Annotated in this window: 22 protein-coding genes and 1 tRNA gene; 12 read left to right on the top strand and 11 right to left on the bottom strand. The window is 66.9% G+C overall.

The window, feature by feature from the left end:
* Positions 1-10: 10 nt before the first annotated feature.
* Complete coding sequence (locus ACWDUD_RS00945; RefSeq protein WP_450108074.1) at positions 11-772, bottom strand: SDR family NAD(P)-dependent oxidoreductase; 762 nt, start codon at positions 770-772, stop codon at positions 11-13.
* A gap of 199 nt (positions 773-971) precedes the next feature.
* Between ACWDUD_RS00945 and ACWDUD_RS00950 the strand changes: the two genes are divergently transcribed.
* The 3 genes from ACWDUD_RS00950 (at position 972) to ACWDUD_RS00960 (ending at position 3,261) form a co-directional block, all read left to right on the top strand.
* Positions 972-1,048: transfer RNA gene (locus ACWDUD_RS00950), tRNA-Ile, on the top strand.
* A gap of 120 nt (positions 1,049-1,168) precedes the next feature.
* Positions 1,169-1,720 carry a dihydrofolate reductase family protein gene (locus ACWDUD_RS00955; protein WP_450108075.1) on the top strand — a complete coding sequence of 184 codons (552 nt, stop codon included), beginning with the start codon at positions 1,169-1,171 and terminating at the stop codon, positions 1,718-1,720.
* 32 nt (positions 1,721-1,752) lie between these two features.
* Positions 1,753-3,261, top strand: a complete 1,509-nt coding sequence (locus ACWDUD_RS00960; protein ID WP_450108076.1) for a DUF222 domain-containing protein — start codon at positions 1,753-1,755, stop codon at positions 3,259-3,261.
* 13 nt (positions 3,262-3,274) lie between these two features.
* Here ACWDUD_RS00960 and ACWDUD_RS00965 read toward each other — a convergent pair whose 3' ends face one another.
* Together ACWDUD_RS00965 and ACWDUD_RS00970 are read right to left on the bottom strand one after the other, a co-directional pair.
* Positions 3,275-4,360 carry an NAD(P)H-dependent amine dehydrogenase family protein gene (locus tag ACWDUD_RS00965; RefSeq protein WP_450108077.1) on the bottom strand — a complete coding sequence of 362 codons (1,086 nt, stop codon included), beginning with the start codon at positions 4,358-4,360 and terminating at the stop codon, positions 3,275-3,277.
* 65 nt (positions 4,361-4,425) lie between these two features.
* On the bottom strand, positions 4,426-5,406 hold the full coding sequence (locus tag ACWDUD_RS00970) for a Rieske 2Fe-2S domain-containing protein (RefSeq protein WP_450108078.1): 981 nt from the start codon (positions 5,404-5,406) through the stop codon (positions 4,426-4,428).
* 221 nt (positions 5,407-5,627) lie between these two features.
* Between ACWDUD_RS00970 and ACWDUD_RS00975 the strand changes: the two genes are divergently transcribed.
* Positions 5,628-6,182 carry a TetR/AcrR family transcriptional regulator gene (locus tag ACWDUD_RS00975; protein ID WP_450108148.1) on the top strand — a complete coding sequence of 185 codons (555 nt, stop codon included), beginning with the start codon at positions 5,628-5,630 and terminating at the stop codon, positions 6,180-6,182.
* A 51-nt stretch (positions 6,183-6,233) separates the two neighbouring features.
* Positions 6,234-7,406 (top strand): GDSL-type esterase/lipase family protein, encoded by a 1,173-nt coding sequence (locus ACWDUD_RS00980; protein WP_450108079.1) that lies wholly within the window; start codon positions 6,234-6,236, stop codon positions 7,404-7,406.
* Positions 7,407-7,437: 31 nt separating this feature from the next.
* Here ACWDUD_RS00980 and ACWDUD_RS00985 read toward each other — a convergent pair whose 3' ends face one another.
* The 3 genes from ACWDUD_RS00985 to ACWDUD_RS00995 all read right to left on the bottom strand — a co-directional run bounded on the left by ACWDUD_RS00985 (position 7,438) and on the right by ACWDUD_RS00995 (position 10,294).
* Positions 7,438-7,890 carry a hypothetical protein gene (locus ACWDUD_RS00985; protein WP_450108080.1) on the bottom strand — a complete coding sequence of 151 codons (453 nt, stop codon included), beginning with the start codon at positions 7,888-7,890 and terminating at the stop codon, positions 7,438-7,440.
* A gap of 19 nt (positions 7,891-7,909) precedes the next feature.
* Entirely contained in the window at positions 7,910-8,782 is an 873-nt protein-coding gene (locus tag ACWDUD_RS00990) for a DUF6745 domain-containing protein (RefSeq protein WP_450108081.1), read from the bottom strand.
* Between the two features lie 303 nt (positions 8,783-9,085).
* Positions 9,086-10,294 (bottom strand): oxygenase MpaB family protein, encoded by a 1,209-nt coding sequence (locus ACWDUD_RS00995; RefSeq protein WP_450108082.1) that lies wholly within the window; start codon positions 10,292-10,294, stop codon positions 9,086-9,088.
* A 200-nt stretch (positions 10,295-10,494) separates the two neighbouring features.
* Here ACWDUD_RS00995 and ACWDUD_RS01000 point away from each other — a divergent pair, with 200 nt between their 5' ends.
* Both ACWDUD_RS01000 and ACWDUD_RS01005 read left to right on the top strand, forming a co-directional pair.
* Positions 10,495-11,016, top strand: a complete 522-nt coding sequence (locus ACWDUD_RS01000) for a hypothetical protein (protein WP_450108083.1) — start codon at positions 10,495-10,497, stop codon at positions 11,014-11,016.
* 552 nt (positions 11,017-11,568) lie between these two features.
* A complete protein-coding gene (locus ACWDUD_RS01005; protein WP_231611779.1) occupies positions 11,569-11,718 on the top strand; it encodes a hypothetical protein in 150 nt (49 codons plus the stop codon).
* Here ACWDUD_RS01005 and ACWDUD_RS01010 read toward each other — a convergent pair.
* Positions 11,700-12,770: a pirin family protein gene (locus ACWDUD_RS01010; RefSeq protein ID WP_450108084.1), complete on the bottom strand. Its 1,071-nt coding sequence runs from the start codon at positions 12,768-12,770 to the stop codon at positions 11,700-11,702. The two genes, ACWDUD_RS01005 and ACWDUD_RS01010, sit on opposite strands and share 19 nt — an antisense overlap.
* A gap of 101 nt (positions 12,771-12,871) precedes the next feature.
* Here ACWDUD_RS01010 and ACWDUD_RS01015 point away from each other — a divergent pair, with 101 nt between their 5' ends.
* Both ACWDUD_RS01015 and ACWDUD_RS01020 read left to right on the top strand, forming a co-directional pair.
* On the top strand, positions 12,872-13,324 hold the full coding sequence (locus ACWDUD_RS01015) for a winged helix-turn-helix transcriptional regulator (protein ID WP_248675876.1): 453 nt from the start codon (positions 12,872-12,874) through the stop codon (positions 13,322-13,324).
* A 54-nt stretch (positions 13,325-13,378) separates the two neighbouring features.
* Positions 13,379-14,341: an endonuclease/exonuclease/phosphatase family protein gene (locus ACWDUD_RS01020; RefSeq protein ID WP_450108085.1), complete on the top strand. Its 963-nt coding sequence runs from the start codon at positions 13,379-13,381 to the stop codon at positions 14,339-14,341.
* 78 nt (positions 14,342-14,419) lie between these two features.
* Here the strand turns inward: ACWDUD_RS01020 and ACWDUD_RS01025 are convergent, their stop codons facing one another.
* From ACWDUD_RS01025 to ACWDUD_RS01035, 3 genes are all read right to left on the bottom strand, one after another.
* A complete protein-coding gene (locus tag ACWDUD_RS01025; protein ID WP_197257834.1) occupies positions 14,420-15,568 on the bottom strand; it encodes a thiolase family protein in 1,149 nt (382 codons plus the stop codon).
* A gap of 34 nt (positions 15,569-15,602) precedes the next feature.
* Positions 15,603-16,022: a Zn-ribbon domain-containing OB-fold protein gene (locus ACWDUD_RS01030; RefSeq protein WP_197257832.1), complete on the bottom strand. Its 420-nt coding sequence runs from the start codon at positions 16,020-16,022 to the stop codon at positions 15,603-15,605.
* Positions 16,023-16,228: 206 nt separating this feature from the next.
* Positions 16,229-17,899, bottom strand: coding sequence for an MBL fold metallo-hydrolase (locus ACWDUD_RS01035; RefSeq protein ID WP_248675874.1), 1,671 nt, complete (start codon positions 17,897-17,899; stop codon positions 16,229-16,231).
* A gap of 184 nt (positions 17,900-18,083) precedes the next feature.
* Here ACWDUD_RS01035 and ACWDUD_RS01040 point away from each other — a divergent pair, with 184 nt between their 5' ends.
* The 3 genes from ACWDUD_RS01040 (at position 18,084) to ACWDUD_RS01050 (ending at position 20,685) form a co-directional block, all read left to right on the top strand.
* Positions 18,084-19,211 (top strand): NDMA-dependent alcohol dehydrogenase, encoded by a 1,128-nt coding sequence (locus ACWDUD_RS01040; protein ID WP_450108086.1) that lies wholly within the window; start codon positions 18,084-18,086, stop codon positions 19,209-19,211.
* 35 nt (positions 19,212-19,246) lie between these two features.
* Positions 19,247-20,074 carry a serine hydrolase domain-containing protein gene (locus tag ACWDUD_RS01045; protein ID WP_248675872.1) on the top strand — a complete coding sequence of 276 codons (828 nt, stop codon included), beginning with the start codon at positions 19,247-19,249 and terminating at the stop codon, positions 20,072-20,074.
* Between the two features lie 104 nt (positions 20,075-20,178).
* Positions 20,179-20,685 carry a DUF3145 domain-containing protein gene (locus ACWDUD_RS01050; RefSeq protein WP_197257821.1) on the top strand — a complete coding sequence of 169 codons (507 nt, stop codon included), beginning with the start codon at positions 20,179-20,181 and terminating at the stop codon, positions 20,683-20,685.
* 95 nt (positions 20,686-20,780) lie between these two features.
* Here ACWDUD_RS01050 and ACWDUD_RS01055 read toward each other — a convergent pair whose 3' ends face one another.
* A complete protein-coding gene (locus ACWDUD_RS01055; protein WP_450108087.1) occupies positions 20,781-22,214 on the bottom strand; it encodes an acyl-CoA carboxylase subunit beta in 1,434 nt (477 codons plus the stop codon).
* Positions 22,215-22,295 lie beyond the last annotated feature (81 nt).

Here is a 22,295-nt window from a genome sequence, read left to right on the forward strand (position 1 = left end):
CGCGCGACTCTCAGCACAGAACGGTGCCGCCGTCGACGTTGACGATCTGCCCGTTGATCCACGAGCCCTCGTCGGACATCAGATAGGCGACCATGCTCGACACGTCGCGGGCTTCGCCGGCCCGAGTGCTGCGGGACCGGCCGATGAGGGCTTTCAGAAGGTCGGGGTCGGCGCCCGTGCGGATCTCGTCGGTGAGGATCAGACCCGGGGCGACGGCGTTCGCCCGAATGCCCTCGCGACCCCAGCGCGAGGCGACGTGCCGTGTGAGGGCGTTGATCCCGGCCTTGGTGGCGGCGTATGCGGGCCGCTGCGGGTCGCCGGTGAACGACGCGATCGACGACGTGTAGACGATCGCGCCGCCACCGGCCGCGAGCAGGCGGGGAACCGTGTGTCGGGTGACGAGCATGTGGCCGCGCAGATTCACGGCGATCATGCGATCCCAGATGTCCAGGTCGATGTCGACGACGTCGGTATCCTTCGACACCGAGCCCATGTCGCCCGCGTTGATGTGGACCGCGTCGAGCTTTCCGTAGGTGCCGATCGCGGCGTCGACGAGCGCCCGTACCGACTCGTCGATGGAGATGTCGAACTGGACTGCGGTCGCGGCGCCGCCCGCCTCGCCGATGGCAGCGGCGGTCTTCTCGGCCCCGGCCCCGTCCAGGTCGCCCACGACGACCTTTGCGCCCTCCCGGGCCAGTCGGGCGGCGGAGTCGGCGCCCAACCCGGTCGCGGCGCCTGCCACCAGGACGACCTTGTCTTTCAATCCCTCCATCGCACGCCTCTCGTCTGCGGGAACACCGCTGAAAACAATGATTTCAGTAGAGAGAATATCATTCTCGAATTCCCGACCGAGGTTCTGAAGTGGCGAGGAGTGCCCGCGGATCTCGTTGCGAGCCATCGGTGACCCGGTGCGCGAACCTCGCCGCGAAGACGGGTAGCATTCTGGGCGCGCAGCCGGAGACGGCCGTGATGGGGCGGTAGCTCAGTCGGTTAGAGCCGTGGACTCATAATCCATTGGTCGCGGGTTCGAGCCCCGCCCGCCCCACCAATCGATGCAGGTCACGACCGTGCATCGCGGAAACCTCCACGACCTCGCGGTAGTAGCGGCATCCTGTGTGCAGGCGGCACGCCGCGATGAGTCCCGGGCGCCCAGGAGGTCTATCCGATCATGAGGAAACTGATCTACCCGTACGGCGTCTCCTTGGACGGCTACATCAACGACCGCGACGGCAACATCGACTGGACGGACCCGGACGAGGAGCTGCACCAGTTCCACAACGACAGGTTCCGCGAGCTCGAGATCTCGCTGCACGGCCGCCGAATGTACGAGTTGATGGCCGAGTACTGGCCCCACATCCCTGAGGATGCGTCGCCCATCGAGCGTGAGTTCGCCGGACTCTGGACGGAAAAGCGCAAGGTCGTCTTCTCCCGGACGCTCACCGAGGTTCATTGGAACAGCATTCTGGTCGGTGAGAACGCGGTCGAGGAGGTCCGCAGGCTCAAATCCGAAGGTGACGGTGTCATGGAGGTCGGTGGGGCGAACCTCGCGGCCTCGCTGATCCCGCACGGGCTCATCGACGAGTACCAGCTGTTCGTCTCGCCCGTGGTGCTCGGCGGTGGCACACCGCTCTTCCCGCCGCTGGACAAGCGCATCCAGCTCCGGCTAGCAGAGACGAGGCATTTCGCGACCGTGGTGATGCTGCGCTACGTCGCAGACTGAAACTTGTCGGACCCCCTCGATATAGTTCGAACATGCTTTCGATGGGGGTACGAGGGGACGAGGTCGGGGCGCGGCTTGCTGCCCTCGACACCGCTGTCGACGGCCTGCTCGAAGACGATCTGACCGGCCTGTCGAACGACGACCTGGTCGAGTTCTTCCAGCGCTTCGAAACCGTCCTGCGCAAGGCCACTGCCGTCGGGCACCGGGCGATCGTCGAGGCCGTCGAACGGCGGGTCCCGGAAGACCTCGGGTGCCGCTCGATCAACGACTTCCTGGTCGGCACGCTGCGGGTCTCCGGCGCCGACGCAGCGCGCCGCGTCAAGGGTGCGAGGAAGGTGGGGGTGTGGCACGCCGTCGACGGCGGCGGCCTCGAGCCGGACCTGCCCGCCACCGCGGCGGCGGTGCGGGACGGTGCGATCGGACCCGACCATGTCGCGGCCGTCGCGAAGACCATGCGGAAGGTGCCGCGCACGGTCGGGTTCGACGAGATCACCGTTGCCGAGCAGATCCTGGCGGATGCCGCGCGTTCGGTCACCCCCGAAGAAGTCGCCAAGATCGGGGCGCATCTGCTCGCGTATCTGAATCCGGACGGGGACGTGCCCGACGAGAAGGAACGCAAGCGGCGGCGTGGTCTGCGGATCGGCAAGCAGGGAACGGATCTCATGACGCCGATCTCGGGGCTGATCGATCCCGAGACCCGGGCGCTGCTCGAACCGGTGCTGGCGAAACTCGCCCGGCCGGGCATGAACAATCCGGACGATCCCGAATCGCCCTCCGGTGATGTCGAATCCGAGACCCTCGACCGCGATGCGCTGGCGAAGGCCGCGGCCCGCGACACCCGCACCGCGGTGCAGCGCAACCACGACGCGTTGAAAGTCGCCCTGCGGCAACTGCTGTCGTCGGGTGTGCTCGGCAGCCATCGGGGACTTCCGGTGACCGCGATCCTGACCATGACCGTCACGCAACTCGAGGAAGCGACCGGCATCGTGACCACCGCGTCCGGTGGGCTGGTGCCGATCCGGGACGCGCTGCGCATGGCCGAGACCGCGCATCCGGTGCTGGCGATTTTCGATCACCACGGCCGGCCGTTGCATCTCGGTCGCGCGAAACGACTCGCCTCGGCCGATCAGCGGCTGGCGTTGATCGCCGCGTCGGGCGGTTGCACCCGGCCGGGCTGCGATGCTCCGGCGACACTCACGGCGGTGCATCACATCAGAGAGTGGAAGGACGGCGGGCTCACCGACATCACCAACGAGGATCTGGCGTGCGATGCGTGTCATGCGTTGGTGCACGACGGGCACGGTGGTTGGGAAACGCGCGTTGCGTCGGCAGGTTCGGAGTATCCGGGTCGCACGGAGTGGATCCCGCCACCGCACATCGACCCCGAGCAGAGACCTCGGGTCAATCACCGGCATCACCTCGGTGATCTGCTGTCGGCGGCGTTGGCGCACTACCGCGCCCGCCGCGAAACCGAGCTGCGCGAGCATCGCAGGCGGTGGATGCGGGAACCCTCCGGGGACGCGAACGGCGACGCGCCGTAGTGCCGTTGCGGTTCTATTTCTTGAAGCGCCCTGCGAATCCGCGCAGCGGCAGGTCCGCACTCGTAATGATGCCGGGAGGTGCGGCGACCACGGACTTGATCGAGTTCAACACCGGTAGTCCGGTGACGGTCATGCCGATGGACGCGAAGTTCGCCGGATCGGACAGGTCGAAACCCTTGCGGGGGAAGATCATGTGCTTGTTGTAGATGTTCGGATCCCCGGTGATCTGGGTGATGTAGCAGCCCTGGATCTTCCACGCGGGATCGGTGTGCGGAGTCATCTGCCATGCGAGGTGGGTTTCCACCCGCGGCACACCGTCGACCAGCCCCTGGTATTTGATGTAGCTCGCGCCGAGGGAACCTTCCGGCAAGAAGTACCAGCCGAGGTCGACGTCCTTCGTGCACGCTCCGAGTTCGTAGCCGAAGGTCACCTCGTCGAGTTCGAGGTCGAAGGCGTCGGCCATCAGGTAGACCGAGTCGGCGAACACGGCGGTGTACTTGTAGAGCGAGTCCGGGATGGTGGGGTCGTCGATCGGACGCCCGTATCCGACCGCCTTCCACGTGTCGACGGAATGGTGGCACGAGACGTCGACCGATTCGGTAACGGTGACGTTCTCGATCTCGGACACATCGGCGGAGTTGACGATTCCGAGGATCTGGCACAGTCCCGGATTCATTCCCGTGCCGTAGAAGGTGGAGTTGCCGCGTTCGCACGCTGCCTGGATGACCTCGCTGACCTTGCGGCCCGAGGGATGTGGATGGTTCTTGTCGCGGTGGTAGCCGGTGATCCAGTCCGCCGTCGTCACCACATCGATGCCGGCCTCGAGAACCTTCTCGTAGAGATCTTCGTCGGGGAACACCCCGTGGAATGTGAGGACGTCGGGTTCGGCGGCGAGAATCTCCTCGACCGATCCGGTGGCCGTCACGCCGATGGGGCCGATACCCGCGATCTCGCCGGCGTCCCGGCCGAGCTTGTCGGGGGTGTAGCAGTGCAGCCCGACGAGTTCGAGGTCGGGATGGCTGCGGATCCGGCCGATCATCTCCGTGCCGAGGTTGCCGGTCGCAACCTGGAACACCCGGACCTTGTCGGAGGTGCTCATTTCTCGTGGACCTTTCTGTCGGGTGGGTGAAGCCTTTCCGTCGGCCGGGAATTCAGGCCGGGAATTCAGGCCGGGTAGAACTGCGCCGCCCATTCGCGCAGGGCCCGGAAGCCGTCGAATTCCTTACGGGTCAACGCGGGAGGATCGGAATAGCGCTGATGCGCCCAGATGTGGATGTCGGCTTCGAACTGCCCGATGACGAAGTCCGCCATCGTCTTTCCGTACCTGGTCATCTCCGGGCCGTCGTCGCCGGGTTTGCGTCCGATCCACACCGTGAAGCGGACGTCGGAGGTGGATTCGTCGACGGGTGTGACCGCGGGCATCGTGCGGTTGTCGATCATTCCCCAACTCTTGGTGATCGAGCAGCCCAAGCCGGCATTGATCGATTCCACCCCGCTGGCGATCTGGCCCTCGGCCACGTTCTCGTCGAACGAGACGGTGAAGTCGACGTAGGAGACGGGTCCGGAGAAGTCGTGGCGGGTGAATTCGGGGACGAAGGGTGTCTTGTGGACGAACTTGAAATGGGCGAAATCGACCCCGTTCTCCAGGGTGTACTGCGGATGTAGTTCCAGCCCTTGTCGGTACAACGTCGCCGCGGGCACCGGTGGGTAGTAGTCGGCGGCGGTCCTGCCGTCCCCGAACGCCTCGAACATGTCCGGGACCTCGAAGTAGGGCTCGCGCCCTTCGGTGTCGTACCAGATCCATACTGCTTCGTTCCGCTCGACGACGGGATAGCTGCGGATCCGGCGACCTTTGTTCGGGCGGCTTTCGTAGGGGATGCAGACGTTGCGGCCCGCCCGGTCCCATTCCCACCCGTGGAACGGGCACACGAGATTCTCGCCCTCGACGTGGCCTCCGTAGCCGAGGTGGGCGCCGAGATGCTCGCAGTAGGCGTCGAAGACCGCGATCTGCCCGGAAGCCGATCGCCACGCCACCATGTCGCGGCCGAAGTACTTCATCCTGTGAACGGCGCCGGTTCCGATCTCGGCGCTCCAGGCCACTTGGAACCAGCCTGTCGGCTCCATGCACAAGGGTGGCTTCGCCAACTCGGTCCTCCAGCACTCGAAACGAAACGGTGGACGGGACATCGGAAGATCTGTGATCTCCACCACAGGCCGTGAGCGATCGTAGAACCGTGTTCGAAAATATGCAAGAGGGTTCTGTGAAAGTGGTCCCGCTGGTCAGCGCTGTAGACTCGCCGTTCGTGGTGGAGGCGGCGGTGAGCGGGCGACGTGCGAACAAGCGCGGCATCGAGACGCGGGACAGCATGATCAAGGCAGCCATCGCTTCCTTGGCCACAGGCGATCCCGCGGCCGTGTCCGGCAACCGGATCGCCCGGGACATCGGCGCGACCTGGGGGGTGGTGAAGTATCAATTCGGGGATATCGACGGCTTGTGGGCCGCCGTTCTCCGCTACACCGCCGATAAGCGCGGCGATCTGCCGGCGGGAATCAAGCCGGACGGCACGCTGCACGAACGGGTGACCGCTCTGATCGAGGCCATGGCGGTGGGCTTGCGTACGCCGGAATCACTGGCGATCGAAACTCTCCGTGCTGCGCTACCGCGTGACCATGCGGAACTCGAGCGGGACTACCCGCGTACCGCAGCGGAACTTGCTTCATGGAAACCCAACTGGGACAAGGCTGTCGAGCGATCCTTCGCCGACCTCGGCCTCGATCCCATCAAGCTGAGGCAGGTGGCGGCGCTCATTCCGGCAGCGATGCGCGGAATCACCTCGGAGCGGACCTTGGGTACCTACGGGAATCTCGACGATGCCCTTGCCGGGCTGATCGGCGGGATAGTCGCGTATCTCCAGGCGTGACGTGACCCACCGCAACCCACGACATCCGACCTTCCATCCCGAGGTGAATACATGACTCGCTCGACCGACCTGACCGCGACCGAGATCACGCAGAACATCGTTCGCGGGACCGCCGAACTCGAGCGCACCGAACACGGCCTCCTCCCACATCGGCTGCCCGCCTGGGCCCGCCGTCAGTGCGACGACCCGCAGCTGCTCATGGCCGAATCCCAGCCGTCCGGTGTGCGGCTGGTCTTCCGTACCCGCGCGACCGTCGTCGAGCTGGACACACTTCCCACAAGGCGGACGTACATCGGAGCGCCGCCACGTCCGACCGGCGTCTACGACCTGATCGTCGACGGACGACTCGCCGGACAGGCCGGTGCGGAAGGCGGAAACGTCATCCTCGTCGACCTGGCGACCGGCAGCGTCGAACACCGCCCGGGGAACGTCGGTACCGTGCGTTTCGCCGACCTGCCCGCCGCGCCGAAGACGGTCGAGATCTGGTTGCCGCACAACGAAAACACCGAACTGGTCGCGCTGCGCACCGACGCACCCGTCGAGCCGGTGGAGGACGCGGGTCGCCCGGTGTGGCTGCATCACGGCAGCTCGATCAGCCACGGGTCCAACGCCGCAACTCCCTCCGGAATCTGGCCTGCGCTCGCCGCCGCGCGCGGGGGAGTGGAACTGATCAACGTCGGGCTCGCCGGCAGCGCCCTGCTCGACCCGTTCACCGCGCGCACGATGCGTGACACCCCGGCGGACCTGATCAGCGTCAAGATCGGCATCAACGTCGTCAACTCCGACGTGATGCGCCGCCGCGCGTTCGGTCCGGCCGTGCACGGCTTCCTCGACACCATCCGGGACGGGCACCCGACCGCACCGCTGCTCGTCGTCTCGCCGATCCACTGCCCGATCCACGAGGACACTCCCGGGCCCGGAGCATTCGACACCGCGGCCCTCGCCGCCGGGACGCTCGCGTTCGTCGCGACAGGGGATCCGGCCGAGCGTGCAGCCGGGAAGCTGACGCTCACGACGATCCGCGAGGATCTGGCGCGCATCGTCGCGCAGCGTGCAGAGGACGACCCGAACCTCTACTACATGGACGGGACCGATCTCTACGGGGAAGCCGACCATGCGGTGCTGCCGCTGCCGGACCGGCTGCACCCCGACGCCGAAACACACCGGCTCATCGCGGAACGGTTCGCCGAGCGTGCCTTCGCGGGCGGCGGGGTATTCGCGTAACGGGGCAACTCTCCGGGTTGCGTCGACCGCGTCAGTCCGCGACGAGCCGCGCCGCACCGTATAGGCCGGTACCGCGCTCACGTTGCCGGCCGACGACGTAGCGGCCCGGTGCGATGCCCGTGGCGCCGTGCTCGGGGTGGATGAGGTACGCGACACCGGTCACCTCGACGATCCCGAGCGCGAGACCCCGCGGGTCGGCAACCGGCGCGGTCCACGTGCACGCGCCCTCGTCCGCGACGAGCGAATGCGGATTGCCTCCGGCGGCGCTGCGCAGCAACTCGATCCCGGACGCGGGAACCGGAACGGTACGGGTCCACGGTTGGCGTGTCACCACGCCGGCGAGCATCGTGTGCGGGACGACGATGAGATCGCCCTGGGCCTGCGGTCCGTCGACGACCGGCACGGACACCTCGCGATCGAGGTAGTCGAACACATCGATGCCGCTCCAGGCGGTGATATCGGACAGGGTTCGAAAAGCATTCATGGGAATCACCTCGGGGAGTTCAGGTCCGGCGCACGAGCCGGGAATAGTCGGAGCCGCTGATGCCATAGGTCCATCCGGCGGCGTCGAGGGCGGACGGAGCCCACGTGGGGACGGGTAGTCCGTAGCGGCGACGGGTGCCGTCGCGTTCGAGAGATCCGTTGACGGCGAGCAGGATCCGCCCCGGAGAGCCCCAGCCGCCGGGACTGTCGTGCAACTCGAGCAGGCAGCCGGGATTACCGGGATCCTCGGTGCGGTCGACGACGGTGAGCGCTGCCTTCTCGATGTAGGTGTCCCACCCGATGCGCTCGATCGCGCACCGCCGGATCTCGACGTTGCGTTCGCGTCCGATGCGCTCGGCGGTCGGATCGAGCACCACCCAGTCCGGGACGATGGTGCCGTGATGGACGAAAGACCGTGTTCCATCGGGATATTCGAGTGCTGCCCGGTTCGGGTGGTGGAGGCGTCGTTCGCCCTCGGCGCCGCCGGGTGACGGCTCGGTGTGCAGTTCGCAGGGGCGTTCGGTCATCACGCACACCCGCTCGAACGCCCACCACCACCCGGTGGCGCCGACCAGTGCGGCCTGTGCGTCGAGAAGCTCTCTGTCGAGTGCTCCGAAACCGACGAGACCGCATCGCCGGATCGTGTCGTAGTATCCGACCCGGTGCGCTTCCTGCTGCCCGTACCAGCTCACGGTGCCGACAGGTCGGGGAAGTGTTCGCCGGATCGAGGTGGCCACCGCGTCGAAAAGGGTGGTACGCAACGAGTTCCAGACCATCCTCCGGATGAGCTGCTCCGGATTCGGAGACGTCCCGAACCGCGACGACGGATAGCGCCGCCGGATCCGCTCGTCCATCCGACTGCGCGTGGCCGACAACAGCGACGCGATGCGCACGGACGGATGGGTGTCGTCGAGCGCCGAGATCGGTCCCGGGATCGATTGATGCGCAATGAATGTCGATGCAGCTGCGGGTGACGGCACCCACACGAATTCGGGTGGATCGAAACCGGAACGCCGATAGAGTTCCGCAACCGCGTTTTCCGCGACAGAACGATCGGCGGGTCGAGTGCTCAGTCCGTGCGCGAGCCACTGATCGCGCAGTTCTCGGACGTCGGCGATCATGCGATGGGGGCGGAGGCCGCCTTTCCTGTTGTCATGGTTGTCGAGGATGGCACGAAATCACCGGTGGCGCAAGAATCATGCGGGGATCGGCGCGACGGTCGTGATCTCGCCGCCGAGGATCCGCTGCCGATTCTCGGCGAGTCGACGCTCGCCCAGGCGCTGCAACCAGCGCTTCCCGGCCGGTACGCGACCGATCACCTGGTGCTTGGCCACATTCACCGCGATTCGGGCAGCCGGGTACCACGGCGGACGCACCGGAACATTCAGCGCCCGGACCGCGGCGGGGCCGAGCAGGGTGGTCGCGAGGGAGAGCCCACGCTCGTACTCGTAGCGTCGGCGCAGCGGGCCGAACCCGCTTTCACCGGAGGTGAGAGGCAGATCGACCAGCGACTTCGCGAGCAGGAGGCTGTGCTCGTCCGCGGCCGGTGACGCCGAGCCGATGTGATACATCATGCGCAGTCCCTTGCGCAGGTCGAACTGCAGCCAGTGCTCGTCGACGCCCATCAGCCAGCCGACGTAACACCACAGGTGCAGGACGGCCTCGGTCTCCCGGCGGGTGTAGCGCACACCGAGTACCCGCGTGTGGAGCAGGAACGTGATGGAGAACAGGCCCAGGGTGCCGGCCTGGTCGAACTGATTGATGGGGAGACCGCGTTCGGCCGTGTCCCAATCCGTTTCGTGTTCGTGGTGGTAGTTCACGAAGGCGTGCATGAGCCGGACGTGGACGGACAGGATGAACCCGTCGCCGAAGCGCTCGAGCCCGCCCTCCTCGGTGCAGCCGTACCACCACGCACCGGTCTCGGCGATGCGCCGAAGGGTCCGGTCGCCGGTGAGCTTGCCCGAGCCGGTGAGGATCGGCAGCGGTCCGGAATTGTTGTACCCGCCCAGCAGGGAACCGTAGGCGAGGACGTCTGCGGCGTCGGTGCCGACACGGCGCAGGGTCCGGGCGCCGAGGGCGATCTTGTCGCGGTCGACCCAGTCCGGTGTGTCCTCGAGGAGTGCGAAGTAGTCGCGCAGGGGCTGCGGGGCGTCGGGCACGGAGTCGATGCCGTGGTGGAGCGCCTGCCGGAACTGGGCCATCGTGACGGTGCGGTCCTCCCGCATTGCGCGGACCAGTGCCGCGCTCGGTTCGTCCCGCTCGAGCAATGCCCGTCGGAGTCGGTCGGCCTCCTCGGGGTCGGCATCGGGATTCGGCCACGCGAACGGGCGCAGGGGCGCGGTGACGCGCGCGGTGCGCTCACGGTCGCGCATGTAGCGGGTCGGTGCGTATGCCGGGATCGTCACGACACCACCTTCCGACTGACAACTCCCATTGTCAATACTGATCGATCCAGAAGATGCGGTCCTCGACTGTGGGGTGTCCGTCGAACGGGCGATATGCAGCGTGTGGCGACGCTGGAAACATCGGGCCGAAATCTCACCTGCGAATGTACGGAGGCCACGTGTCAGGGAAATCGATCCGACCGAACTTCAGGGCGCGCAGCGTGATTGCTGTTGCCGGAACTGCGGTTGCCGTGGTCGTCGCGGGACCGGCGGTCGCGTCCGCGGCGCCGCTCACGGGAAGCGCCGGCAGCAGCGAGCTCGGCGACGGCATCATCGACTTCGGCAGCAGTGTCGTGAACTTCGGCAGCAGTGTCATCGACTTCGGCAGCAGCATCCTGGGCAGTAGCCCGGGTGGGGGTGGCATCGTGCCGCAGACGCAGCAGTGCAACGAGTCGACCCGGTCGGGCGGTGCGGGAGTCACCGAGACGATCCACCAGATCGGCCGAACCGGTCCGACCGCATTCGTTCTCGAGCACGAGACCTTGAACATCCCGGACCTGATCGAGGTGTTCTACGAGGGTGCACGGGTCCACAGCACCGGCTTCATCGGCGACAACCTCAACGAGGGGACCGGCTCCGTGCTCGTCACTATCCCCGCCGGCGCTGCGACGTCGGTGGTGGTGCGTGTAACCGGTCCCGCCGATACCGCCTGGGACTACACCGTCCACTGCCCGGGCTCCTGATCGACGCTCCCGTAAGGCCTGCGACTCGGTGAACGACTTCCTGCATCTGCCCTGCAACATCTTGTGATGCGCATTTCGGCCGTCCTAAGATTGTCCTTGCCGCCGCTGGGTGTAATGGGTAATACATCAACTGGTGTGAACGGAATTCGTATTCGGGTGTCGCGCATCCGTTCACACCAGCGTGCCGATCTCGATGCCCCGGATCGGTGGCCATTTTTCCGGAATACACGTCTACGTCGGTTGAACTGCGCAGCAGGGGGCAGTCCGGTTCCGGCGGTCGATCGCGGCCGTGTCCCAGCAGCATTCGCGTGACTTTCGACCGACGACGGTGCATTCCGTGACTCCTCGAGGGAGCGCTCGGCCATGTCCCCAATCGTCCCCACCCCGACAGCTCGCCTTTCGATGCGAATTGCTGTGGTCGCATGCGCCGCCTTCGGCGCTTTCGGCCTCCTCGGAGCCACCGTCGCGCAGGCGATTCCCACACCGACTCTGCCACCGACCGGCGGTAACGCCGAGTGGCAGTCTCTCGCGCAGAATTGCTACACGGGCGCGATGAGATCATGTGACTCTCTTGCCGATCAGACCAAGTTCTCGAACGCGCCCGAAGCGCTCGCATACAACGACTACGGATTCTCCTGCGGGGGACGGGTCTACTACGACCCGAACGGTGTGTACATGAGTTGCTACGAGCAGTTCGGATGACGGCTCGGCGGGTTGCCGGCAGGGGTGTTCACCGTGCCGTCGGAATGCCGTGCGAACCGCCCGGTTTCGCGATCGTGTACGACGTCCACGCGATCCCACGGCCATCCACCGAACTCGGTGCGGCGATAGTCGTCGTACGCCTGCTGGAGTTCGGCGGTCGTGTTCATCACGAACGGACCGTGCTGGGCGACGGGTTCGCCGATCGGAACCCCCTGCAGCAGGAGGATCTTCGCGGGTTCGTCGCCGGTCTCCACCACGGTCGCCCGGAGGACGGACTGGGCGAAGCCGTCACCCGCGGTCACGTCGAAGCCTTCGACGACCGCACGTGAGGCGTCGCCGTAGACGTAGAGCACCCGGCGGGTGTCGGCGGTCGCGGGCGCCGGAAGTTCCACCCGCGCGTGCGGTTCCAGGTCGATCAGCCACACCGCGATGTCCGACCGCGGATCAGATGCCCACGAATTGACCGGCGGGGCAACGGGTTCGGCATCGCCGTAGCGTCCCGCGATCACCTTGATCGTGGCCGTGCCGCCGTCCGGGCCGCGGACCGCCACGACGGGGATGTCCTCGTTCCACTGCATCGTGAACTCGGGTGACGCGGCCTTGCCGGTGGCGGGCAGATTCAGCCAGATCTGGAACAGTTCGAACGGATTGTCGGCGTTCTGTTCGAGCAACGGGAACATCTCCGAATGCGAGACGCCGTTGCCCGCGGTCAGCCACTGCACGTCACCCTGCCCGTAGCGCGCGGTCGCGCCGGTAGAGTCGGCGTGGTCGACGTAGCCGCGTTCGACGATGGTGATCGTCTCGAAGCCACGGTGCGGATGCGCGGGAAAACCGGGCACCGTCCGTCCGTGATACATGCTCCAACCCGCTGGGTTGTCGAAGTCGCTGCCGAGATCGTGGCCGTCCACCGACGCCGGGCCGAGGTTCGCGGTTCCGGCAGGGTAGCGGTCGACGTGGTGCATCGCGAACAGGAAGGGATCGAGCGCCTGCCAGGGGCGGCCGAGGCGGAAGACGCTGCCGGTGTGGGAGCCGTGAGAGCGCTGCGTGGTCATGAGAACACTCCGTCCATGTGGTGCCGAGCTTGTGCCCACTACAACCGAACCGAAGGTACTTTCATTCCGAAAGTGGATTGTACTGCGGTTATAGTGGAGTCGTGGCCACAACGAGCGGCAAGGTCCCGCGATCGGACGCCGAATACGCTGCCGTCGCCGCAGCGGCGGCAGCGGCCGTCGCGAGTCGTCCGGGTGGGGCCCGCAGCCTGACCGTCGACGACGTGCTGTGCGGCGAGTCGTCGGTTCGGTCGGCGCTGGACACCATCGGGGGAGCGTGGTCGATCCTGGTCTTGACCGCATTGCGCAGCGGACCGTGCCGATACAGCGAGATCAAACGTGCCGTCCGCGGAATCAGCGATCGCCGGTTGTCGGGCACGCTGCGGGACTTCGTACGCGACGGGCTGACGGAACGGCGGGTGCTGAGCACCATCCCGTCCCACGTGGAGTACGAACTCACTCCGCTGGGGCGGGAGGTGAGCGACTCGGTGAGCACCTTCGTCGTCGACATCATGCGGCTCGCGCCGCGGGTCGCGGCGGCGCGCGCAAAGTCCTGAGTGTCGCCTGGTCTCACGTCGCCGTGATCGTGCCGCCGTGGTTGTCTGGTCGGCGTGACGACGAAGTGGGTGCGGCCGGCGATCGGGGTTCTCGCGTGGATCGCGACGGCGATCGGAGCGATCGGGGTGGCCCTGCATCTCAGTCCGTCGTCGGCGCGTGTGCTCGTGCTCGCCGCATCGGGGGCGCCGTACCTGATGGCCGGCGCGGTCGTCGGGGCGGTCGCCTTCGTGGCACTCCGGCGCCGGATCGGCGGGGCGGTCGCGGGGCTCGTGGTGGCCGGTGCGGTCGTGACCCAGGCGCCACTGCACGTCGGGAGCGCGGCCGCGGTCGACGGCGTCGACGTGCAGGTGATGCAGACGAACATTCTCTTCGGGGGAGCCGACGCTGCCGCCGTGGTGGGTGAGGTCCGCGAGCGGAACGTCGGGATCCTCACGGTCGACGAGTTGTCGCCGGAGGCCGTCGACGCGTTGAGCCGGGAAGGTCTCGACGAGCTGCTGCCGCACCGGTACGTCTCGCCCGCCGTCGGTGCGAACGGAACCGGGATCTGGAGTGCCTACCCGCTGTCAGGCACCGTCGAATACGACGGGTTCGTGATGAGCCAGCTCTCGGCGACCGCCGAAGTTCCCGGTGTCGGACCGGTCGCGGTGTACGCCTTCCATCCCGTGCCGCCGGTCTTCGGTACCCGCGTGTGGGCCGACGAACTGTCCCGGCTGAAGGACATTCTCGAGCGAACCCCCGGGACGCTGCCGGCGATCGTGGGCGCCGACTTCAACGCCACCTTCGACCATGCGCAGTTCCGCGCGCTGCTGTCCGGACGTTTCGGTGATGCCGGCGAACAGGTGGGTGCCGGGAATCTGGTCACCTACCCGACCGACAAGCGGCTCCCACCCGTGGTCGGCATCGACCACATTCTCGTCGCGGGGGGACGGGCGACAGAGGTGACGGCCGTGGACATTCCGGGTGCGGACCACCGTGCGGTAGTAGCCCGGATCGTTCTGGATGCCGACCGGCCGTAGAACAGGCGACGCCGCCCAGGCCCCGGGTTCTCCATCTCGAACGAGACGGGAACCCGGGAACCGTGGCCGGCGTGTGGCTCAGAGGGACAGGATCGACGCCGCCGCCGTTCCCGGCGCGCCGTAGACCTGCGCGAGGCCGACCCGCGGGTTGTTCGGCACCTGACGGTCGCCGGCCTGTCCTCGCAACTGCAGCACGAGCTCGTGGACCTGGCGGATACCGGACGCACCGATCGGTTCGCCGTTGGCGATGAGACCTCCGTCGGTGTTCACGGGCATCGACCCGCCGATCTCGGTGGCACCCTCGGCGAGCAGCTTCTCCTGGTCACCGTCCGCGCACAGTCCCGTCTCGGCCATGTGGATGACCTCGGCGCCGGCATCGGTGTCCTGGAGCTGCGCGACGTCGACGTCCTCGGGGCCGATGCCGGCGGCCTCGTACGCAGCCTTCGCCGCGTACACGGTCGGGGAGACGTCCTCCTCGAGAGCGGCCCAGGTCGCGTGCACTTCGTAGGCACCGTACGTGCGGGTGCGAATGGCGGTGGAGCGCAGGAACACCGGCTTGTTCGAGGTGTACTTCGAGACCAGGTCGCCGCGGCACATGATGACCGCAGCTGCACCCTCGTCGGGAGCGCAGAACATCTTGGCGGTCAGCGGGTAGTTCAGCATCGGCGACTCGAGAATCTCCTCGAGGCTGAACTCGGTGCGGCGGAAGGCCTTCGGATTGAGGCCACCGTTGCGGTAGTTCTTCGCCGCGACCCGGGCCAGCGTCTCGTGCGAGATGTTGTGGTCGATGCAGTACCGGTTGGCCTTCATGCCGAAGAACTTGGTGGTGACGAACTGGCCGTTCTCGGCATACCAGGCGGGCAGGCCGAGCATCGCGGGATCGGCGGTGAACGCGCCGCGCGGATGCTTGTCGGTGCCGACGGCGATGCCGATGTCGTACTTGCCGGAGCGGATACCGTCGGCGGTCTGCTCGATCGCGCTGGCCGACGTGGCGCAGGCGTTGAATACGTTGGTGAAGGGGATGCCGGTCAGGCCCACCAGCCGCGTCACCGAGTCGGTGTTGTCGACCTCGTAGCTGCCGCCGATGCCGAACTGGATGTCCTTCCACGCGACACCCGAATCCTCGAGTGCGAGTTGGATTGCGTCGGCCGCCATCTCGATGGCCGACTTGGTGCCGAATCTGCCGAACGGGTGAAGGCCCACACCGATGATGGCAACGTCGTTCATAGTTTCAGGGACTCCTCGATCAGGTGTGTACGGATCAGATCGGCGCGAACGCCCACGTGACGATCTCGGTTCCGTCCTCGTCGGTGTAGAACGGAACGAACGTGAGCTCGAGCTCCATGCCGGGCTGCAGCTTGGCCGGGTCGGTCTCGGTCACTCGCGCCTCGACGCGCACGACATCGCCGAGCTGGATCAGTCCGAAGACGAACGGCTTGAAGGTGGCCGCGGTTTCGTTGCCCGCGTAGGGCTGCTTCGGGACGAATCCCTGCGTCGTCCAGGCCACCAGCGTGCCGCGCCGGGGGAGCAGCAGATCCGAGATGTTCGCGCCGCTGCAGCGCGGGCAACGCGGCTGCCGCGGCCACGTCGTCGCGGAGCAGTCGTCGCAACGGCTGCCGATGAGCTGCGGATCCTCCGCAGGCCAGGTCGAAACGTCGGGCGCGAGCGCCTTCGTTGTCATGAGCACGTCCTCCGTTGTCCGGTGCCGTCGCGACCGCTTGTCGTCGCATTCCGGCATGCTGCTCACGTTAGACGGAAATGACGTTCTCTACAACGAGAGCGCTGTATTCACACGGTCGCGCCAGTCGGAGGAGTCGTCGGCCGGGGATGACGGCCGGGGATGACGGCCGGTCGGTCGCGGGACTCGAGAGGAGGAGACTCGAGGAATCAGTAGCGCATGCGGCGCCGCCGCGGGGCCCGCTTGCGCCGCTTGTGTCGCGGCTGATCGTCACGGAGTCGCGACTCGGCCACGCGCTTCGGCCGCGCTCCGGAGGTGTAGTAGCTCTCGAGCACGGCGTTCATGTCGGCGATCGCTTGTTCCCTCGCGCGACGGTCCTCGATCCGCAACAACTTCTCGCGCAGATCCACGGCGAAGGCGGCGTATTCGTTCTGCCAGTCCCGGCCGGTCATGTCCGCGCGCGGCTCGGCGGTGCCGAGCGGTTCGGCCGGTCCGCCGGCGTGCAGGCGGTACCGCGCTCCGAGGTCCGGGGCGACCACGGTGAGTGTCGGATCGAGTTCCTGTGCGGCGCCGGCGAGAGCTGCGAGCCCATCGGGTTCGCCGTGGTCGAGGAACACCGCTCCGGAGACGGGTGTGCGGTCACGCAGCCACTCGATCAACTCGTCGTGGTCGGCGTGCGCGGAGTAGGTGTCGATACGCCGGATCTGTGCCCGCACGTCGACGTCGGACCCGGAGATGCGCACGCGCTCGGCGCCGTCCAGGATGATGCGGCCGAGCGAGCCCTGCGCCTGGTAGCCGACGAACAGCACCGTCGAGTCGTGGCGACAGAGATTGTTGCGGAGATGGTGGCGGATCCGTCCCGCCTCGCACATGCCGGACGCGGCGATGATGATCGCACTCGAGAAGGTGTCGATGCGCATCGACTCCTCGGCATCCTGCGTGTACTCGAAAGCGGGGTGGCGGAAGATGTTTCGGCCGTCGAGATCCTCGAGTTCCCCGGCGTACCGGGCGAAGACGTCGGTGGCACGAATCGCCAGCGGTGAATCGACGAACACCGGTACCTGGGCGATGCGGTTCTCGTCGACGAGGTGGGCGATGTCGAGGAGCAGTTCCTGGGTCCGTTCGAGAGCGAACGAGGGAATCACCAGATTGCCACCGCGGCCGAGGGCACGATTGATCTCGTCCTCGAGTACCGCCCGGCGTTCCGCGATGGTGCACCGCGGTCGTGTCCGACCTCCGTACGTCGACTCGCACACCACGTAGTCCAGATGTGACGGTCCCTCCGGATCGGCCTGGAACGCTTTGTGTTCGGGCCCGAGATCCCCCGAGAAGAGCATCCGCACACCGCCCACCTCGAGCTCGACGGACGCCGAACCCAGGATGTGGCCTGCGTTCCACAGGCGGGCGCGGAATCCGGGAACCGGTTCGAACCACTGGTCGAGCGGCACCGGCCGGGTGTGGCGCCAGGCTTCGAGCGCGTCGGCCTCGGTGTATATCGGTGCGAACGGCTTGTGGCCGGCGCGGTCTCGTCGCCGGTTCCGGCGTTCGGCCTCGAATTCCTGGATGCGGCCGGCGTCGGCGAGCATGAACTCGAGCAGGTCGGCGGTTGCGGCCGTGCAATGGATCGGGCCTGCGAAACCTTTGGCCACCAGTTTCGGTAGGAGCCCGCAGTGGTCGATGTGGGCGTGCGTGAGGATGACGGCGTCGACCGAATCCGGATCGAACGGGAACTCCGCGAGGTTGAGTCTCTCGAGGCTCCGGGAGCCCTGGAACAGACCGCAGTCGACGAGGATCCGTCGGCTGTCGAAGGTGACTTCCATGCACGAACCGGTCACGGTCCGGGCGGCACCGTGGAAGGTGATCTCCGGAAATTCTGTCACGGGTTCCTCCACCGCCTGGGCTGCGCGAGGCATCGCGAGTGGATCCACGCTATCCGATGCGACTCGACCCGGTGGTGATGGCCTTCGACACCTCGCGACCGTTCAGTGAGAACCTGTTCCAATTCCAGCCGAATGTGGTTATCGTCACGTGCGGAAGTTCGAATGTGATGGAGGGTGATGTCAGATGAAGACCAAGGGTGCGCTGCTCTGGGGGATCAACGAGCCGTGGTCGGTCGAGGAGATCGAGCTCGGCGATCCCGTTGCGGGCGAAGTGCAGATCCGCATGGAAGCGGCTGGCATGTGCCACTCCGACCATCACATCGTCACCGGTGCCACGCCGATGCCCAGCTACCCTGCGATGGGTGGACACGAGGGTTCCGGTGTCATCACCAAGGTGGGTGAGGGCGTCGTCGGACTCGAGGTCGGCGACCACGTCGTGCTCTCGTTCATTCCGTCGTGTGGGCGGTGCCCGTCGTGTGCGACCGGGCACTCCAACCTGTGCGACCTCGGCGCCGGCCTGCTCAGCGGCCAGGCGATCTCCGACGGCACCTACCGCATCCAGGCCCGCGGGGAGAACGTCATCCCCATGTGCCTGCTCGGTACGTTCTCGCCCTACATGACCGTCAACCAGACCCAGGTCGTCAAGATCGACAAGGACATCCCGTTCGAGCTGGCCGCGCTGGTCGGTTGCGGCGTGCCCACCGGTTGGGGTTCGGCCACCCACATCGCCGACGTCGAGCCCGGCGACTCGATCGCGGTCATCGGCATCGGTGGTGTCGGCATGAGCGCGCTGCAGGGTGCGGTCGCGTCGGGTGCCCGCCACGTCTTCGCCATCGATCCGGTGCCGTGGAAGCGGGAGCGGGCCCTGAAGTTCGGTGCCACGCACGCCTACGCCTCCATCGAAGAAGCCATCGTCCCGATCATGGAGATCACCTGGGGCAAGATGTGCCAGAAGACGATCATCACCGTCGGTGAGATGAAGGGCGAGCTGGTCGACCCCGCGCTGACCATCACGGCCAAGGGTGGTCGGTGCGTCGTCACCGCGATGGGCTTCATGTCCGACATGGACGTCAAGCTGAACTCGTTCCTGTTCGCGATGCTGCAGAAGGAGCTCAAGGGCAACATCTTCGGCGGCTGCAACGTTCGCGTCGACATCCCGAACCTGCTGGATCTCTACAAGTCCGGGCAGCTCAACCTCGCGGACATGGTCACCCGCACCTACAGCCTCGAGGAGATCAACGAGGGCTACCAGGACATGCTCGACGGAAAGAACATCCGCGGCGTCATCCGCTACACCGAAGCAGACTGGTGACAACCGGACTCGCGCCGGTCTTCTAGTCTGGACCGGTGCGCACTCTGGAGCTCGTTTCCCAATGGCCGGTCGACCACGCCGCCGCCGCAGTTCTGACCCGCGGCGGCGTGGTCGGCACCGTCGGTGAGACCGCCGAGGTGTATCCGCTGGCGTCGGTCACCAAGCCGCTCGTTGCGTACGCGGTGCTCGTCGCCGTCGAGGAAGGGGCGATCGAACTCGACCAGCCGGCGGGCCCTCCCGGATCCACGGTCCGTCATCTGCTGGCCCACGCCTCCGGTCTCGCATTCGGGGAGCAGAAGGTCCAGGCCGAACCCGGCCGCAAGCGCATCTACTCGAGCGCCGGATTCGAGGTGCTCGCCGATCTGATCGCCGACGAGACCGGAATCGCGTTTCCGGACTACCTGACCGAGGCCGTGTTCGAACCGCTGGGCATGCGCGAATCCACGCTGCCCGGGCCCGCGGGGCACGGCGGTCACTCGTCGGTCGCCGACCTGTCCCTGTTCGCCGCCGAACTGCTCGCCCCCACACTGATCTCGGAGGAGACGTTCGCGGCCGCGACCTCCGTCCAATTCCCCGGGCTCGACGGTCTCGTGCCCGGTTACGGCATGCACAAGCCCAACGATTGGGGCCTCGGATTCGAGATCAGGGGGCACAAGAGCCCGCATTGGACCGGATCGGCCAACTCGCCTCGCACTTTCGGACATTTCGGGCAGTCCGGCACGTTCCTCTGGGTCGATCCCGAACCGGGCATCGCGTCCGTCGTACTGACGAACCGCGCCTTCGGAGACTGGGCGAAACCCCTGTGGCCCGCGTTTTCCGACGCTGTTTTGGGTGAGATCACAGAAACCTCTCCGGTTCGCTAGCGAAACATCGGTCACAGGGGCAAACTGTTTCGAGTGTCGCCGGGTGCGACCGCCGTGGACGACGGGCGTTGGGGAAGACGTTCTCGTCGAACACGGAGGTGTGTATGCGCGCGTCGAACCAGTTCGCGGATGCGACAACAGGAGTGGTCTACATCCACTCCTCGCCCGCTGCTGTGTGTCCACATATCGAGTGGGCGCTGGCTGCCACCCTCGACAGCCGGCCCGATCCGACGTGGATCGGCCAGCCCGCGGATCCGGGCCTGCTGCGCACCACCGTCAACTGGACCGGCCCGGTGGGCACCGCCGCGAGGATCGTCGACGCCCTGCGGGTGTGGCAGATGCTGCGTTTCGAAGTCACCGAGGATCCCAGCGAAGGTGTCGACGGCGAGCGCTACAGCTACGCTCCAGGCCTCGGATTGTGGCGCGGCAACACCTCGGCCAACGGGGATGTGGTAGTCGGTGAGGGCCGTCTGCGTGCCCTCCTGGCGTCGGGCAACCTGGCCGCCGAACTGCATCGGGCCCTCGGGACCGCGTGGGACGAAGTGCTCGAGCCGTACCGCAGCGGCGGCGACGGCGCCGAGGTCACCTGGCTGCGCCGCAACGTGGGCTGACCCGCTACGGTTCCGAGGATCGAACCTCCCCGAGACGAATACGCCGAAGCCCTTCCGGATCGCGGATCCGGAAGGGCTTCGGTCGTGTCTGCGTCCTACAGGGGAATGTTCTTGTGTTCCCCGCGCGCCGGAGCCGCGGCGGCGAGCGCCGCGGTGAGGGTGCTGCGGGTGGTGGCGGGATCGATCAGTTCGTCGACGACGCCGATGGACATGGCCCGCCCGACACCACCGGCGATCGCCTCGTGTTCGGCGGCGAGACGGTCGTGCAGCGCTTCGCGCTCCTCGTCCGGCGCGGCAGCGAGAGCGCGCTTGTGGAGGATGCCGACGGCGGCCTTGGCGCCCATCACGGCGACCTCGGCCTCGGGCCACGCGAACACGGCGGTCGCGCCGAGCGCACGCGAGTTCATCGCGATGTACGCGCCGCCGTAGATCTTCCGGGTCACCAGCGTCACCCGGGGCACGCGTGCTTCGGCGAAGGCGTGCAGCAGCTTCGCGCCGCGGCGCACGACGCCCTCCCATTCCTGGCCGACACCCGGCAGGTAGCCGGGGACATCGACGACGACGACGAGGGGCACACCGAACGCATTGCACATGCGCACGAACCGCGCGGCCTTCTCGGCGCTCTCCGAGTTGAGACATCCGCCGAGCCGTAGCGGGTTGTTGGCGATGACCCCGACCGTACGACCGCCGAGGCGGCCGAATCCGGTGACGATGCTGCGTGCCCAGTTGACTTGCAGCTCTTCGAAACTCGATTCACCCTCGACGTTGTCGAGGAGTTCGTGGACGATCGGCCGCACGTCGTAGGCGCGCCGCGGGGATTCGGGGAGCAGCGCCCGCAGGTCGGTGTCGCCCCGAGCGGCGAGCTCGATGTCGAACTCAGCCTGATCGGCGAGCATCGACACCAGGCGCCGCGCGCGGTGGAGCGCGTCCTCTTCGTCCTCGGCGGCGATGTGCGCGACACCGGACTTCTTGGTGTGCGTGTCCGGACCACCGAGCGATTCCATGTCGACCTGTTCACCGGTGACGCTGCGCACCACGTCGGGTCCGGTCACGAAGACGCGTGCCTCCGGCGCCATGATGACGATGTCGGTGAGGGCGGGGCCGTAGGCGGCGCCCCCGGCGGCGAAACCGAGGACGACGGAGATCTGGGGGACCCGGCCGGACGCGCGGACCATGGCCTCGAACACGAGGCCGACGGCGTGCAGGGCCTCGACACCCTCGGCGAGGCGAGCGCCCCCGGAGTGCCAGAGGCCGACGACGGGCAGGTCGCGTTCGATGGCGGTGTCGATCGCGGCGACGATGTGCTTGCAGCCCTCGACACCCATGGCGCCACCCATGACGGTGGCGTCGGAGCAGTAGGCGACGGTGCGGATGCCGTCGATGTAGCCGATCGCGGCGAGGACGCCCGACTTGTCACGCGGATGCAGCGTTTCGGTGGTGCCGGCGTCGAACAGATTCTCGAGCCGCGCGAGCGGGTCTCGAGGGTCCACCGCGGTGGTCCGAGTGTCGGCAGGATCCAGGATGGTCATCGGTGCTCCTCGGGAAGGCGGGGTGGTGGGGTGTTCGTGGTGGAGGTGCCGAAGGGGATGGGACTTCCACCACGAACATCG

It is taken from the genome of Rhodococcus sp. NPDC003382 (assembly GCF_053589135.1).